This window comes from Aggregatibacter valvarum (assembly GCF_980468985.1).
In genome coordinates, this window is the sequence record NZ_OZ413141.1 from 722,025 (window position 1) to 736,468 (window position 14,444).

Below are 14,444 nucleotides of genomic sequence, written 5' to 3' on the forward strand. Positions count from 1 at the left end.
CGCTTATGGCACTAGGTCAGCAATTTGCACAATCTCCTCTATTTTCCAAGCGAATCGCCTTGCAAGTTTTGCAAGGCGACGCTTTTACATGGCCGCAACTCCTCAAAAAAACACAGCAAATCTCCACGTATTTGCAACATCTTGGTGTGAAGCCACAAAAGGGCATCGCATTGTGTGGGAAAAATAGTCTAGAACTGGTGCTGTTTTATTTAGCGGCGATTCAAATCGGTGCCCGCGTTTTAATGCTCAATCCCATGTTTCCACTGGAAAAACGTATTGCGCTTTGCCAAGCCTATAATGCGGATTTTTTCTTTACCTCAGATCAGGCAGAATGTGCTACAGAACAACAAAAGTGCGGTCAGATTTTTAAGTGTTTTTTTATCTTTTCGGATGCCATAAAGCAGGCAGAGAAAATCGAAGCTTTCGGTGATTTTCCCGTTAATTTGACGCAACCGGCGACCATGACGCTCACATCAGGTTCCACGGGCTTACCCAAAGCCGTTGTGCATAATGCGCAAGCACATTATGCAAACGCACAAGGCGTATGTGATTTAATGCAATTTGGTGCGGCAGATTCATGGTTGCTTTCATTGCCGTTGTATCACGTCTCCGGGCAAGGCATTGTGTGGCGTTGGTTGACGACTGGGGCAACCTTGGTGTTACCCGGTGAGGATTTTTATGCGGCCGTCAATCAGGTGACTCATGTCTCCTTAGTGCCAACGCAAGTGCAACGCTGGTTACAGTATTTGCAGGAAAAACCAACAGCAATACAAACACGCGCCGTATTGCTTGGCGGGGCACATATTCCGTTAGCACTGACACAATCGTTACATCGTCTTGGTGTGAAAAGTTATTCCGGTTATGGCATGACAGAAATGGCCTCCACGGTGTTTGCTAAACAAAGTGATGAAAAAAACGGGGTAGGACAGCCCTTAGCTGGACGTGAATACTGTTTGCACAATGAAGAAATTTGGTTGCGCGGTGCAGGCTTGGCGTTAGGTTATTGGCAACAGGGCCGCATCGTTTCTCTTCTTAACGAACAAGGTTGGTTTGCTACCAAAGATAAGGGTGTGTGGCACGACGGTGAACTTGTGATTTCAGGGCGAATTGATAATATGTTTATTTCCGGTGGGGAAAACATTCAGCCGGAAGAAATTGAAAAACTGATTTTGCAGTCTGATTTAGTCAAACAGGTTTTTGTGTTGCCTGTCACCGATCCGGAGTTTGGTCAACGACCGGTGGCCATTGTAGAATGGCGAGAATCGACAAAAAGTGCGGTGGAAAATCTGAACGGATTTTTACAAGGGCGATTGGAACGTTTTAAACAACCTGTTGCCTATTATGAATTGCCGTTAAATTTAAGCGACGGTGCAATCAAAGTTTCTCGGAAAACGTTAGCAGGCTGGCTAGCGAAACAATTAGGATAAATATGAAAATAAACGCGTTTTTAACCGCACTTTGTGCTGCCTTATTTTTGAACATGGCGCTCTCACAAAGTGCCTTTGCCGATCAAAATACCCTGTCTTTGCCAACAGAAAAAAGTCTCAAGGCAGATCTTGCCGCAGCACAAAAAATGCCGGATGGTGATGAAAAACAAACGTTGGTCACAGACATTCAAACCTCTTTGGATTTATTGCAACAAATTCAAGCGCAGCAAAAGGCCAATGAGACGCTACAAGCCACATTGAATGGGGCAGATGCTGAGATTCAGAAGAATAATGCCGAATTACAAACGCTGAAAAAGCAATTGGATACGGCAAAAGCGGCAGATTATCAATCTCGTCGCTTAGCAGATTTACAGGCTCAGCTTGAAAAATTAATCGAACAACAACAGGAAACGCAATCGGCGTTAGGGGCAGTGAATAGCCAATTGGCGGGGCAAAGCTCAGTATCCGAGCGGGCGCAAGCCACATTAACCGCCAATTTGAAGCGTGCGCAAGAGCTTAATCAAAAGCTTGGCGATAGTACGACTTCAGCAGCATTGAAACAGCAGGCTCAGTTAGAGTTACAATTGATTGATCTGAAAAATAATTACAATCAAATTTTGTTGAAAAACAGCGATCAACTGACGGTGTTGTATCAAAGCCGTTATGACTTATTAAACGCTCGTGCGCAAGTGCTACAACAACAGATTGCGGCCATTCAAGAGGCGATTAATCAACAGCATTTGGCACAAACACAAAATCAGGTTGAGCAAGTACAGCAACAAAGTCAAAGTGCGGTCAAAAATAATTACATTCAAAAAGAATTAGAGCGTAATGCCCAGCTGAGCCAATTTTTATTGGAACAAACGGAAAAAACCAACACGTTAACGCAAGATGAATTGCGTATGCGTAGTGTTCTAGAAAGCTTAACGCAAACGCAGCGCACCATTGATGAACAAATTAGTGCGTTGCAAGGCACATTGGTGTTGTCACGGATTATTCAACAGCAAAAACAAAAATTGCCGACAAACTTGAATATCCAAGGATTATCAAAACAAATTGCCGATTTGCGTGTACAGATTTTTGACATGACCCAACGCCGCAATGAGCTTTATGATTTGGAAGCGTATTTAGCGAAAGTTCAAGTCGACCAGAACCAAACCTTTACGGCAGAAGAAAAAGCACAGCTTACTAATTTGTTGACGGAGCGCCGTAAAATTGCTTCAGATGTGATTAAGTCCTTAAATAATCAGCTGAATTTAGCGATTTCTTTAGAATTGACACAACAGCAAATTACACAGCTTAGCGATCAAATTCAGGCGAAGTTGGATCAGCAAAGCTTTTGGGTCAAAAGCAATAACCCGATCAATTTAGCGTGGTTTAAGCAGTTACCGATGTCACTTGGCGAGCAATTTGAGGGAATCAGTAAAAAATTAGGTTTCCCGAGTAATTTTGATAATTTGCCTTATTTACTCATGTTTGTGGCAATTTTGGTACTGATTGGCGGTATTATTTTCAGATTTAAAACACTGATTAAGCAACGTTTAGCTACCATTAACAGTGAAATTAATACACTTCGTTCCGACAGTCAGTGGCATACGCCAATGGCACTTTTATTGACAGCGATTATCGCTTTGCCATCCACATTATGGTTTTTAGCCGTATGCCAACTGTTAGGCTTTTTCTTTGTTCGAAATCCGGCGGAATTTTGGCAATGGTCGTTGAGTATGGCGGCATATTGGTGGTTCTTTAGCTTTGTGCTTGCACTTTTACGACCGAATGGTATCTCCGTTCGTCATTTTGGTTTTTCTCAGGATGAAGCGGAAAAACTGAGAGCGGTGACGAAACGAATCATTGTCGCGGTAGTATTATTATTGAATACCTCGGTTTTCAGTAATGTCATGGACAGCGGTTTAGCCAATGATGTGCTTGGCGAATTGAATACCATGGTCGCCTTGATTTTTTGTATTGCTATTATTGCGCCACGTTTTCGTAGAGCTTCAAAAACATTAGGCCAGACAAATCGTGATCATCGAGATGAACTGGTTTTAAAAATTGTCCGCATTTTATTGCAATTAGTGCCGGTCGGATTGATTGTATTGGTCGCGCTCGGTTATTACTACACCGCACTTAACTTGATTAACCACATGATTAACACCTACATCGCTTGGGTGATTTGGTCTCTGGTTCGTTACACGCTATATCGTGCGATTACGGTTTCCTCCCGTCGTTTAGCATACCGTCGCGTGCAAGAAAAACGTCAGCAAAAAGCTATGAAAGCCAATGATGGATCCTCTGCAGAGGATATCGTGGTGGTGAGCGAACAAGAAGAGGGTATGGCCGTTAATCAAGTCCGTAGCCAGTTACTGCGCTTTGCCGATTTATTCATTTGGACGGCATTGTTTGCGATTTTCTATTATGTGTGGTCAGATCTAGTCACCGTAGCAAGTTATCTACGCGACATTACCTTATGGCAACAAACAACGACAACAGAAGCCGGTGTCGTAACCGAAAGTATTTCGCTATTTAACTTACTTATGGCGTTAGTGATTATCGGTATTACTTACATTTTAGTGCGCAACTTGCCGGGGATTTTAGAAGTGTTGATCTTCTCCCGTGTGAAGTTGTCGCAAGGCACGCCTTATACGATTAATACCTTATTAACCTATCTCTTAGTGGCTATTGGAGGCGCATGGGCATTTGCCACCTTGGGGATGTCATGGTCTAAATTGCAGTGGTTATTCGCCGCACTTTCTGTGGGTCTCGGTTTCGGTATGCAGGAAATTTTTGCGAACTTCGTGTCGGGTATCATTCTCTTATTTGAACGTCCGATTCGAGTGGGCGATACCGTCACCATTAACGATGTGACCGGTACGGTAGCGAAAATTCGTATTCGCGCAATTACGATTATCGATCCTGATCGTAAAGAAGTGATTGTGCCGAATAAATCTTTTGTGACCGGACAGGTCACTAACTGGGCGTTATCCAATACCATTACCCGTTTAGTGATTTCGGTCGGGGTAGCATACGGATCCGATTTAGACTTAGTTAAGCGTTTATTATTACAAGCGGCGGCTGAGCAAGCTAATGTAATGAAAGAACCTGAGCCAAGTGCTTTATTCATCAGTTTTGGCGCCAGCACCTTGGATCATGAATTGCGGGTTTATGTGTCTCAACTCTCCGAACGTAATAATACCATTGATGCGTTAAACCGCCGTATTAATGAATTATTTGCGGAACATAACATTGAGATCGCCTTCAATCAGCTTGATGTCTTTATCAAAAATCAAGATACCGGGGCGATTATGCCGTTGGTGGAAGTGAAATCATAAATCGAATTGAAGAGAGAAGATTATGGCAGGAAATACGATTGGGCAATTATTTCGCGTAACCACCTTTGGTGAATCTCATGGCATTGCATTAGGTTGTATTGTCGATGGTGTACCACCGAATATGGCGCTCTCGGAAGCCGATATTCAGCCGGATTTAGATCGCCGTAAACCGGGTACCTCTCGTTACACCACGCCACGTCGTGAGGACGACGCAGTGCAAATTTTATCGGGCGTCTTTGAGGGGAAAACCACGGGCACCAGCATTGGCATGATCATCAAAAACGGCGATCAACGTTCGCAAGATTATGGCGAAATCAAAGATCGTTTTCGTCCGGGGCATGCCGATTTCACTTATCAGCAAAAATACGGTATTCGTGATTATCGCGGTGGCGGCCGGTCTTCTGCCCGTGAAACCGCCATGCGTGTGGCGGCAGGCGCTATTGCAAAAAAATATTTACGTGAACAATACGGCATTGAAGTTCGCGGCTTTTTAAGCCAAATCGGCAAGGTAAAAATCGCGCCCCAATCTCTTGCAAACATCGATTGGGCGGAAGTGAATGACAATCCGTTTTTCTGTCCGGATAAAAGTGCGGTGGAAAAATTCGATGAATTAATTCGTGAATTGAAAAAGCAGGGCGATTCCATTGGTGCTAAATTAACCGTTATCGCTGAGAATGTGCCGGTAGGCTTAGGCGAACCGGTATTTGACCGTTTGGATGCGGATTTAGCACATGCTTTAATGAGCATTAACGCGGTAAAAGGCGTAGAAATTGGCGATGGTTTCGCCGCCGTAGAACAACGCGGCAGTGAACATCGTGATGAAATGACACCGGAAGGATTTCTTTCTAATCATGCGGGCGGCATTTTGGGCGGTATTAGCTCAGGGCAACCGATTATTGCGACCATTGCGTTAAAACCTACCTCCAGCATCACCCTTCCGGGGCATTCCGTCAATCTTAATAACGAACCCGTAGAGGTGGTGATCAAAGGTCGCCATGATCCTTGTGTGGGGATTCGCGCCGTGCCGATTGCCGAAGCGATGATGGCAATTGTGTTGTTAGATCATTTATTACGATTTCAAGCGCAGTGTCGATAATTTGCAACAGGGACACCATAATGAATAAGATTTTTCATCAACTCATCAAAAGTGCGGTCATTTTTAGCAGCGTTTTTTTTGCAACCTCCACTTTTGCTGCACCACAAGATTGGCAACAGATCAAACGTCCGATCCCGGCAGAAAACGGCAAAGCCGAGCCGATTGGTAGCTATTCCAACGGCTGTATTATCGGCGCAGAACCCTTGCCTTATAAAGGCGAAGGCTATCAAGTTATTCGGATGAATAAAAACCGTTATTATGGTCATCCGGACATGATTCGTTATTTGCAACGTCTAGGGCAACGTGTCAAAGCGGCAGGCTTACCGACCATGCTGGTGGGTGATATTGCCATGCCGGGGGGCGGACGTTTTTTGACGGGACACGCCAGTCATCAAATGGGGTTAGATGCCGACATTTGGTTGCGCATGGGCAGTATGTCTGACACTGATGCCTTGAATTCAGATGGAAAAGGTTTGTTGGTGGTGAACCGCAAAGCACAACGGGTAGATGAGAGCGTTTGGACAGCCAATCACGCAAAACTGATTAAGTTAGCCGCAGAAGATCCGAAAGTAACGCGTATTTTTGTGAATCCGGCGATTAAATTGAAACTCTGTGAAACGGCAGGTTCGGATCGTGCTTGGTTACATAAAATCCGGCCGTGGTTTGGGCATGACTCCCATTTTCATGTGCGGCTCACCTGCCCGCAAGGTGCACAGCATTGTGAAAATCAGGCACCGGTGCCAGCCGGAGATGGTTGTGATAGTGAACTTTATTCTTGGTTTGAACCGGCAAAACCGGGGGCAACACCAAGCAAGCCCAAAGTCACACCACCGGAGCCTTTTTTGTGTCAACAAATCTTAAACTCACCAAATCGGAGTGAATGGTTGGAGTAAGGGATGGAATTCGGTCTTGATATTTTAGCCATTTTATTTGTGGTCGCTTTGGTTGCCGGTTTTATTGATGCCATTGCCGGCGGTGGCGGATTAATCACGATTCCGGCATTGCTGATGACAGGCATTCCGCCTGCGGTTGCGTTGGGGACTAACAAGCTACAAGCCTGTGGTGGTTCTTTTTCTGCCAGTCTTTATTTTTTACGCAAAAGAGCGGTCAATTTTTCGGAAGTTTGGTTAATCTTGCTGATGATTTTCTTTGGTTCTGTCGCCGGAACGATTTTAATTCAGCTGATTGATGCCTCCGTCATTAAAAAAATGCTGCCATTTTTAATTTTAGCCATCGGCGTTTATTTTTTAGTGACCCCTAAACTGGGCGATGAAGATCGTAAACAACGTCTGTCTTATCCAGTTTTCGCTTTTTGTATCGGCACATTGATGGGCTTTTATGACGGATTCTTTGGACCGGGCACCGGTTCTATTATGAGCTTGGCATGTGTGACATTACTTGGTTTTAACTTAGCGAAGGCCACCGCCCATGCCAAAGTCATGAATTTTACCTCTAACTTGGCTTCCTTAATTTTTTTCCTTATTGGGGGGCAAATTTTATGGACGGTCGGTTTGGCCATGATGGCGGGACAATTTATTGGCGCCAATTTAGGCGCTAAAATGGTGATGACAAAAGGCAAAACGTTGATTCGCCCAATGGTGGTGGTCATGTCTTTCATCATGACGATAAAAATGGCCTTTGATCAAGGCTGGTTTAATTTCTAACGGGATAAAGTGCGGTCAATTTCCGCAACGTTTTTTATGACAGATTCTCAACAAAATATTCGTTTAACGGCACGTGTCGGCTATGAGCCGCATTTCTCGTGGTCCTATTTAAAGCCTAAATACTGGGGCATTTGGCTCGGTATTTTGGTTTTGCTGTTACTGGCGTTTATTCCTTTTCGTTTGCGCGATAAATTTGCTGCCAAGATTGGTCTGTTGGTTGGACATAAAGCGAAAAAACAACGTAAACGCGCTCAAATTAATTTGCAATATTGCTTTCCGCAATGGTCGGAACAACACCGCGAACAGGTGATTGATGATATGTTTGTTGTATTGGCGCAAGTGATGTTAGGGATCGGCGAAATTGCGGTGCGTTCAAAAAAACATTTGCAACAGCGCAGTGAATTTATTGGCATTGAACATATTAAACAGGCAAAAGAGCAGGGTAAAAATGTGATTTTGCTGGTGCCACACGGTTGGGCGATTGATGCGTCAGGGATTATTTTGCACACTCATGGCATTCCGATGACATCCATGTATAACCCACATCGCAATCCGCTGGTGGATTGGATTTGGACGCTGGCGCGCCAACGTTTTGGTGGCAAAATGCATGCGCGCCAAAATGGCATCAAACCCTTTTTGAGCCACATTCGACAAGGACAAATGGGCTATTATTTGCCGGACGAAGATTTTGGGGAAGAACAAAGCGTGTATGTGGATTTCTTCGCGACCTACAAAGCGACTTTACCGGGGATTAATAAAATGGCGAAGTTGGCAAAAGCCGTTGTGATCCCGATGTTTCCACGCTATAACGCACAACTTGGTAAATACCAAATGGAAATTCATCCGGCAATGACACTGAGTGATGATCCGCAGCAATCTGCTCGTGCCATGAATGCAGAAATCGAAAGTTTTGTCACCGAAACACCGGAACAATATGTATGGATTTTGCAGCTTCTGCGCACCCGAAAAAATGGCGAAGATCTTTATGATTAATGTTCGGCAATCCAGCGATTTATGATAATATGCGCGCCGGCTTATCATTTTAATTCACGTGAAAAAACAACCGCACTTTTAGGTAAAAAAATGGAAAAACAACTTGCACTTATTGCTTCTTCAATTAAATCCATTCCTGATCATCCAAAACCGGGAATTATTTTTCGGGATATTACCAGCTTAGTTGAGAATCCGGCGGCGTTTCGCGCGGCAATCGATTTGATGGTGCAACATTGCAAAGAGAAAGGCATTAATAAAGTCATTGGGACGGAATCCCGCGGCTTTATTTTTGGTGCGCCAGTGGCATTGGCATTAAATGTGCCTTTCGTGTTGGTACGTAAACCGGGTAAATTGCCACGTGAAACCATTGCGCAATCTTATGAATTGGAATATGGACAAGACACCTTAGAAATTCATGTGGATTCCATCCAGAAAGGTGATAACGTATTGATTATTGACGACTTATTGGCAACAGGCGGAACCGTTGAAGCCACGGTTAAATTAGTACAACGTTTAGGCGGCGAAGTGAAGTATGCGGCATTCGTAATTAATTTACCGGATCTCGGCGGCGAACAACGCTTACGCGATTTAGGCGTAGAACCTTATACTTTAGTTAATTTTGCCGGTCATTAATCTTCTAAACGGGCAGGGATAAAGCATGAGTTATCAAGTATTAGCAAGAAAATGGCGACCAAAAACCTTTGCTGATGTTGTCGGTCAGCAACATGTTTTGACCGCACTTGCTAATGGCTTGCGTGAAAATCGTCTGCATCATGCTTATTTATTTTCCGGCACGCGCGGCGTGGGGAAAACTTCCATTGCCCGTTTATTTGCCAAAGGGCTAAATTGTGTTAACGGTGTGACTGCCGAGCCTTGTGGGGTATGTGAACATTGTAAAGCCATTGAAGAAGGCAATTTTATCGATTTAATTGAAATCGATGCGGCATCCCGCACCAAAGTGGAAGATACACGTGAGCTGTTGGATAACGTGCAATACAAGCCGGTGTTGGGGCGTTATAAAGTGTATCTTATTGATGAAGTGCACATGCTTTCACGTCATTCTTTCAATGCGCTCTTAAAAACCTTGGAAGAGCCGCCGGAATACGTGAAATTCCTGTTGGCGACTACTGATCCTCATAAACTGCCGGTGACGATTTTATCTCGTTGTATGCAGTTCCATTTGAAAGCTTTGGAGCAATCACAAATTGCCGAGCATTTGGGATACATCCTAAATCAGGAACAGATTCCCTTTGAGTCTTTAGCATTAGATAAACTCGCCAGCGCGGCACAAGGCAGTATTCGCGACAGTCTCAGTTTGACAGATCAAGCCATTGCAATGAGTAACGGCAATGTCACGCTCAATATTGTCAATGAAATGTTGGGTTTATTGGATGAAATCCAAGCCATTGAGATGATTTATGCCTTGCAACAAGGCAATGGCGAAAAGCTCATGCAAGTTGTGAATGAGGTGGCGAATAAAGCGGGGGATTGGGATGAACTGTTGCGTGAAGTTGCAGAAAATTTGCATAAGATCGCAATGCAGCAATTATTACCACAAGCCTCGTTAACGGAAGCGGATCACATTAGCTTTTTAGCGAAACATATCGCACCACAGGACGTACAGTTTTTCTATCAAGTGGTGGTGAGTGGTCGGAAAGAATTAAGTTTGGCACCGACGGCGCGTATGGGCGCGGAAATGGTGTTATTGCGTGCGTTGGCGTTTCATCCGAAATTCATTGGTCAACCGCTAAACCTTGAAAACAGCACGAAAGGAAGTTCATCCAAAAATCCATCAAGTGCGGTGGAAAATCGTGTTAAATCTTCTGATCAAACTGCTTCAGCGGCAATTGAAATGCCGGTGGTTTCTCAGGCGATAAAAGCCCATTATCAAGATCGTAAAAAATCCACTACGAATGAAACCGTGGTAAAAAGCGCGCAACCTCAATCCACGCAATCGACAGAACCCTTGGTGAGTTCGCCTGTACTTGGCGCATTAAACGGATTAGACCAACTGGATGCGATGCCGAGTAGCCCTTCTCAAGAAAAAAAAAAGTCTGAGCACCTAGCACAACATTCCTCTGAAAAACTGACCGCACTTTCTCATGCTTCTGACACCTTGGATGCTAAAAGTGCGGTGGAAAATCCGAATGAATCGGAGAGTGAAGAAAACGATTCAGATGGGCTAGGCGAAGATTACCGTTGGGAGTGGAGCAACCCGGAGCTAGCACAGGTTGAGCAGGGCCCGAAACCTTCAGACATCAAGGCCGCCATTCTGCAAGACATCACCCCTGAATTACAGCAAAAAATTGTCCATTTAACGGAAGAACAAGATCGCTGGGCACAGTTGATTGAACAAAGTGGCGTGGAAAATCTCACCAAAGAATTTGCGTTAAATACCTTTATTTGGACGGAAAGCGAAGATTCGCTTAAATTGGGCGTACGTTCCAGCCATGCACATTTGAATCAAGATAAGCATTGCAAATTGCTGCAGCAGTCGATTTCACAGGTGTTAGGAAAAACCATTGCATTAACCGTTGAAATCAATGATGACGAGCACTATCTTACGCCGACTGATTATCGCCGCAAAATTTATGCTCAATTACGGGAGCAGGCGAAACAGGATTTATTGCAGGATCAAAAATTGCAATTATTAGAACGCGAATTTGATTGTAGCGTTGATGTGAAAAGTATTCGTCCGGTGTAATGATGTTTAGAAAACATGCCTTTAAATTCATCGCGTTTCTCATTTTTCTTATAGCGGCGATTACCGGTTATCTTGTTTATAGCTTAACGATTTTCTCTCCCGTCAATATTCACTTTAGCACGACGCCAAATCTCACCTATCATCCGATAAAAAAACAGGATGAGTTAATTTGTTATCAAGCAGACCAGGCACCACCCGAAATCACACAAAAGACATTTAGCTTGTTGGTTTGGAATTTGCATAAAGGGCAAGATGCCGGTTGGCAAGAAGCGCTGAATCGTTTGGCGCAGGGGCGTGATCTGTTGTTATTACAGGAAGTGTTAAACACACAAGAATTGGCTGCGCAATATTCATCGCGATTTCCTACCGCACTTTATGCCAGCGCCTTTGCCTATTTACAACAACAATCAGGCGTGGAAATTCTCTCTCAATTTGCACCGCACTTTTACTGTGCCGGCGCAAAATCCGAACCTTGGATTCGTATTCCCAAAGTGGGCGCAGCGATGAGCTTGCCTCTGTCCAACGGGCAAGCGCTGTTATTGGTCAACGTGCATTTGATCAATTTTGAAATAAATCCCACGACTTATGAAGAACAACTTCGCACACTGACGCAGTTAGTTTCTCAACATCAAGGTCCGCTTGTGTTATCCGGTGATTTTAATTCTTGGAATGGTTATCGCGCGCAAATCATCCGAAAAGTGATCAACGAATTTGGTTTAGAGGAAGTGTCTTTTGAACAAGATCACCGCTTACGCTTTTTAGGCAATCCGCTCGATCATGTTTTTGTGCGTGGACTGAATGTGTTGAACGCCACAACAGAACCCACGGAAAGCTCTGATCATGCACCGTTGCTGTTAGAGGTGGAATTAGCAGATTAAACCGCAGCCGTGATCACAATTTCTACTTTCCAGCGAGGATCCGCAAGTTTAGCTTCCACGGTAGCACGCGCTGGGGGATTTTGCACATCAACCCATTCATCCCAAGCTTGATTCATTAACGTATAGTCCTGCATGTTCGCCAAAAAAATTTGTGCGTTTAGAATACGGCGTTTATGGGAATGTATTTTTTCCAGCAACTTGTCGATAAGCGTCAAGACTTCTTTCGTTTGCTCGTAGGCATTCTGTTCTACGCTGGTTTCCGGCACTTGCCCTGCAAAATAAGCAACACCCTGATAAATTACGGCTTCTGCAAGACGAGCGTTGGTGTCAATGCGTTGAATTTGTGTCATGTCATCTTCCTCTGAATAAAAATAATTCTCAGAGATTATACCAATCCTCATAAAAAACCTCTAAAATTCTTGAACCTTTCATTCAATAATTTATCTGATTTATGAAGCTATTAATTTCGAATCAACACGGTGCCATTGTGATGGCGCTTATGCCGTTTTTATACGGAATGTTGCTCAGTCATCCGATTTGGCAACATATTTTCTTTTTGTTGGCGTGGTTTTCCTTGTATTTAATGACTTATCCGTTTCTGAATTTATTTAAAGGCAGAAATTTGGAACTGTATATCAAATGGTCGTGGATTTATTTCTTTGCCTGTGTCATTTTTGCTATTCCGGTATTGATTTATAACTGGCATACGGTGTTATTTGTGGCAGCCATGTTGCCGTTCGTGTTGATCAGTATTTATTACGTTAAGCAGAAAGATGAGCGCGCTTTTTTAAATGATTTGGCAGGTATTGTGATTTTTGCCATTGCCGGTATGGGATCCTATTATTTTTCTGACCGCACTTTTGATGACAAAATTTGGCTGGTCGCGCTGTATCCGAGCTTATTTTTTATCGGAACGACCTTATATGTAAAATCCGTTATGCGCGAGCGTAAAAATCCGTTGTATTTAAAATTATCCATCGGCTTTCACGCCCTCTGTATTCTTGGATTTATTTTGGTAGAACAATATCTCATGGCATTGGCGTTTGTGCCGCCATTCATTCGAGCAATTTGGCTACCGCAGAAAAAAATGTCGGTAAAACAAGTGGGTTTCACCGAAATGGGGATTTCCCTATTGTTTTTTGCGAATTTACTTTATGCCACGTTGTAGATAAAGGGTGAAAAAATAGAGAGATGATGAAAAGATAGACAGATGATGAAAAAACAATTGAAATATATTGCCCTCGTATTCGGGGTATTGAGCGGTTTCACCCAAGCCAATCTTGGACTTCCAATTTCCGTGGGAAATACCGTCCAAGAGATGGATAAGCTGTTACGTAATCAATTAACGAACGACCAGTTGAGGGAATTGGCGCAACGCTTTTTACAAGCCGGCGATTTACGTACCGCATTTAATACCATGCATATTTTGGCGCTGAAAGATGATCGTCGTGCGCAGCTTGATCTCGGGCGGTTTTATTTCCGTGGCGATGGCGTGGCACAAGATTACGGTAAAGCCTATTGGTGGTTTAGTGAAGCGGCCGAAAAAGGTAGCGCCATGGCGTTAACAAATTTGGGGATTTTATATGCCGGCGGTTATGGCATTAAAAAAAATCTTCCGCATGCCATCTCTTTATTGGAAAAAGCCGCCTCGGCCAATGATTCCCATGCCATGTTGGTTTTAGGCATGTTGTATTACAACGAGGACAAGATTAAAAGCCTAAGCAAAGCTTTTCGTTGGTTAGAAAAAGGCGCGAAACGTGGCAATGAGGAAGCCATTTTCCGTTTAGCGTTAATGTATGAACATGGCGAAGGGACGAAGCGTAACCGACCGATGGCGATTTCTATTTATAAAGATTTAATCGCACAAAAAAGCCGTTTTTCTGAAGAGGCAAAAGAGCGTCTGGCGTTATTAGAAGGTTAAGTGGATACAATAAATGGATGAGATTCGATACATATACGAAAAATGGCATGAGTATGCGAAAGCGCGGGATGTTGAAGCGTTAATTGCGTTATATGCGGATCATGCGGTATTTGAAAGTCCTTTGGTTCCGGCTATCTTAGATAGAACAAATGGCGTACTGAATGGCAAGGATGACATTAAATTTTTCTTACAGGAAGGGACAAAGCGTCGTCCTAACGAATTGGTTAAATGGTTTCGGCGTGGTGACTATCTCACAAATGGGCGTTTATTAGTTTGGGAATATCCAAGACAAACCGATGAGGGTGAGCAAATTGATATTCTAGAATTGATGGAAATCGAAAACGGGCTCATTCAACAACATAGAATCTATTGGGGCTGGAAAGGATGTTTGCTGATTAGTCAGGGGTTAGCGAGATTGCAGCACGAATGACC

13 protein-coding genes are annotated in these 14,444 nt (G+C 43.8%); 12 read left to right on the top strand and 1 reads right to left on the bottom strand.

Going from position 1 to position 14,444, the window contains the following annotated elements; genetic code table 11:
• Positions 1-5 precede the first annotated feature (5 nt).
• The 9 genes from menE to AC30SF_RS03465 are packed head-to-tail and all read left to right on the top strand — an operon-like array spanning position 6 to position 12,091.
• Positions 6-1,427 carry an o-succinylbenzoate--CoA ligase gene (gene menE, locus AC30SF_RS03425; RefSeq protein ID WP_489607554.1) on the top strand — a complete coding sequence of 474 codons (1,422 nt, stop codon included), beginning with the start codon at positions 6-8 and terminating at the stop codon, positions 1,425-1,427.
• Positions 1,428-1,429: 2 nt separating this feature from the next.
• Positions 1,430-4,756 (top strand): mechanosensitive channel MscK, encoded by a 3,327-nt coding sequence (mscK, locus tag AC30SF_RS03430; RefSeq protein WP_489607555.1) that lies wholly within the window; start codon positions 1,430-1,432, stop codon positions 4,754-4,756.
• Positions 4,757-4,778: 22 nt separating this feature from the next.
• A complete protein-coding gene (gene aroC / locus AC30SF_RS03435; RefSeq protein ID WP_489607556.1) occupies positions 4,779-5,852 on the top strand; it encodes a chorismate synthase in 1,074 nt (357 codons plus the stop codon).
• Positions 5,853-5,872: 20 nt separating this feature from the next.
• The gene (gene mepA / locus AC30SF_RS03440; protein WP_489607557.1) at positions 5,873-6,745 is read left to right on the top strand and encodes a penicillin-insensitive murein endopeptidase; all 873 of its coding nucleotides are present in this window, start codon (positions 5,873-5,875) and stop codon (positions 6,743-6,745) included.
• Positions 6,746-6,748: 3 nt separating this feature from the next.
• Positions 6,749-7,516 carry a TSUP family transporter gene (locus AC30SF_RS03445; protein ID WP_489607558.1) on the top strand — a complete coding sequence of 256 codons (768 nt, stop codon included), beginning with the start codon at positions 6,749-6,751 and terminating at the stop codon, positions 7,514-7,516.
• Between the two features lie 36 nt (positions 7,517-7,552).
• The gene (lpxM, locus tag AC30SF_RS03450) at positions 7,553-8,509 is read left to right on the top strand and encodes a lauroyl-Kdo(2)-lipid IV(A) myristoyltransferase (protein ID WP_489607559.1); all 957 of its coding nucleotides are present in this window, start codon (positions 7,553-7,555) and stop codon (positions 8,507-8,509) included.
• Between the two features lie 21 nt (positions 8,510-8,530).
• Positions 8,531-9,142 carry an adenine phosphoribosyltransferase gene (apt, locus tag AC30SF_RS03455; RefSeq protein ID WP_376921671.1) on the top strand — a complete coding sequence of 204 codons (612 nt, stop codon included), beginning with the start codon at positions 8,531-8,533 and terminating at the stop codon, positions 9,140-9,142.
• Positions 9,143-9,167: 25 nt separating this feature from the next.
• Entirely contained in the window at positions 9,168-11,213 is a 2,046-nt protein-coding gene (gene dnaX / locus AC30SF_RS03460) for a DNA polymerase III subunit gamma/tau (protein WP_489607560.1), read from the top strand.
• Complete coding sequence (locus AC30SF_RS03465) at positions 11,213-12,091, top strand: endonuclease/exonuclease/phosphatase family protein (protein ID WP_489607561.1); 879 nt, start codon at positions 11,213-11,215, stop codon at positions 12,089-12,091. The genes dnaX and AC30SF_RS03465 overlap by 1 nt, the downstream gene beginning before the upstream one ends.
• On the opposite strand, the gene AC30SF_RS03470 is transcribed toward AC30SF_RS03465, so the two are convergent.
• Positions 12,088-12,441 (bottom strand): RidA family protein, encoded by a 354-nt coding sequence (locus AC30SF_RS03470; RefSeq protein ID WP_489607562.1) that lies wholly within the window; start codon positions 12,439-12,441, stop codon positions 12,088-12,090. The genes AC30SF_RS03465 and AC30SF_RS03470 overlap by 4 nt on opposite strands.
• Positions 12,442-12,542: 101 nt before the next feature.
• On the opposite strand from AC30SF_RS03470, the gene AC30SF_RS03475 reads away from it, so the two are divergent.
• The 3 genes from AC30SF_RS03475 to AC30SF_RS03485 are packed head-to-tail and all read left to right on the top strand — an operon-like array spanning position 12,543 to position 14,442.
• Complete coding sequence (locus tag AC30SF_RS03475; protein ID WP_296028022.1) at positions 12,543-13,259, top strand: YwiC-like family protein; 717 nt, start codon at positions 12,543-12,545, stop codon at positions 13,257-13,259.
• Between the two features lie 42 nt (positions 13,260-13,301).
• Positions 13,302-14,012, top strand: coding sequence for a tetratricopeptide repeat protein (locus tag AC30SF_RS03480; protein WP_489607563.1), 711 nt, complete (start codon positions 13,302-13,304; stop codon positions 14,010-14,012).
• 13 nt (positions 14,013-14,025) lie between these two features.
• A complete protein-coding gene (locus AC30SF_RS03485; protein ID WP_021617006.1) occupies positions 14,026-14,442 on the top strand; it encodes a nuclear transport factor 2 family protein in 417 nt (138 codons plus the stop codon).
• The last annotated feature ends 2 nt before the right edge of the window (positions 14,443-14,444 follow it).

Bases quoted from the DNA above. Each gene is read 5' to 3' on its own strand.
- menE (WP_489607554.1), top strand. From the start codon at position 6: ATGGCACTAGGTCAGCAATTTGCACAATCTCCTCTATTTTCCAAGCGA.
- mscK (WP_489607555.1), top strand. From the start codon at position 1,430: ATGAAAATAAACGCGTTTTTAACCGCACTTTGTGCTGCCTTATTTTTG.
- aroC (WP_489607556.1), top strand. From the start codon at position 4,779: ATGGCAGGAAATACGATTGGGCAATTATTTCGCGTAACCACCTTTGGT.
- mepA (WP_489607557.1), top strand. From the start codon at position 5,873: ATGAATAAGATTTTTCATCAACTCATCAAAAGTGCGGTCATTTTTAGC.
- AC30SF_RS03445 (WP_489607558.1), top strand. From the start codon at position 6,749: ATGGAATTCGGTCTTGATATTTTAGCCATTTTATTTGTGGTCGCTTTG.
- lpxM (WP_489607559.1), top strand. From the start codon at position 7,553: ATGACAGATTCTCAACAAAATATTCGTTTAACGGCACGTGTCGGCTAT.
- apt (WP_376921671.1), top strand. From the start codon at position 8,531: ATGATAATATGCGCGCCGGCTTATCATTTTAATTCACGTGAAAAAACA.
- dnaX (WP_489607560.1), top strand. From the start codon at position 9,168: ATGAGTTATCAAGTATTAGCAAGAAAATGGCGACCAAAAACCTTTGCT.
- AC30SF_RS03465 (WP_489607561.1), top strand. From the start codon at position 11,213: ATGATGTTTAGAAAACATGCCTTTAAATTCATCGCGTTTCTCATTTTT.
- AC30SF_RS03470 (WP_489607562.1), bottom strand. From the start codon at position 12,441: ATGACACAAATTCAACGCATTGACACCAACGCTCGTCTTGCAGAAGCC.
- AC30SF_RS03475 (WP_296028022.1), top strand. From the start codon at position 12,543: ATGAAGCTATTAATTTCGAATCAACACGGTGCCATTGTGATGGCGCTT.
- AC30SF_RS03480 (WP_489607563.1), top strand. From the start codon at position 13,302: ATGATGAAAAAACAATTGAAATATATTGCCCTCGTATTCGGGGTATTG.
- AC30SF_RS03485 (WP_021617006.1), top strand. From the start codon at position 14,026: ATGGATGAGATTCGATACATATACGAAAAATGGCATGAGTATGCGAAA.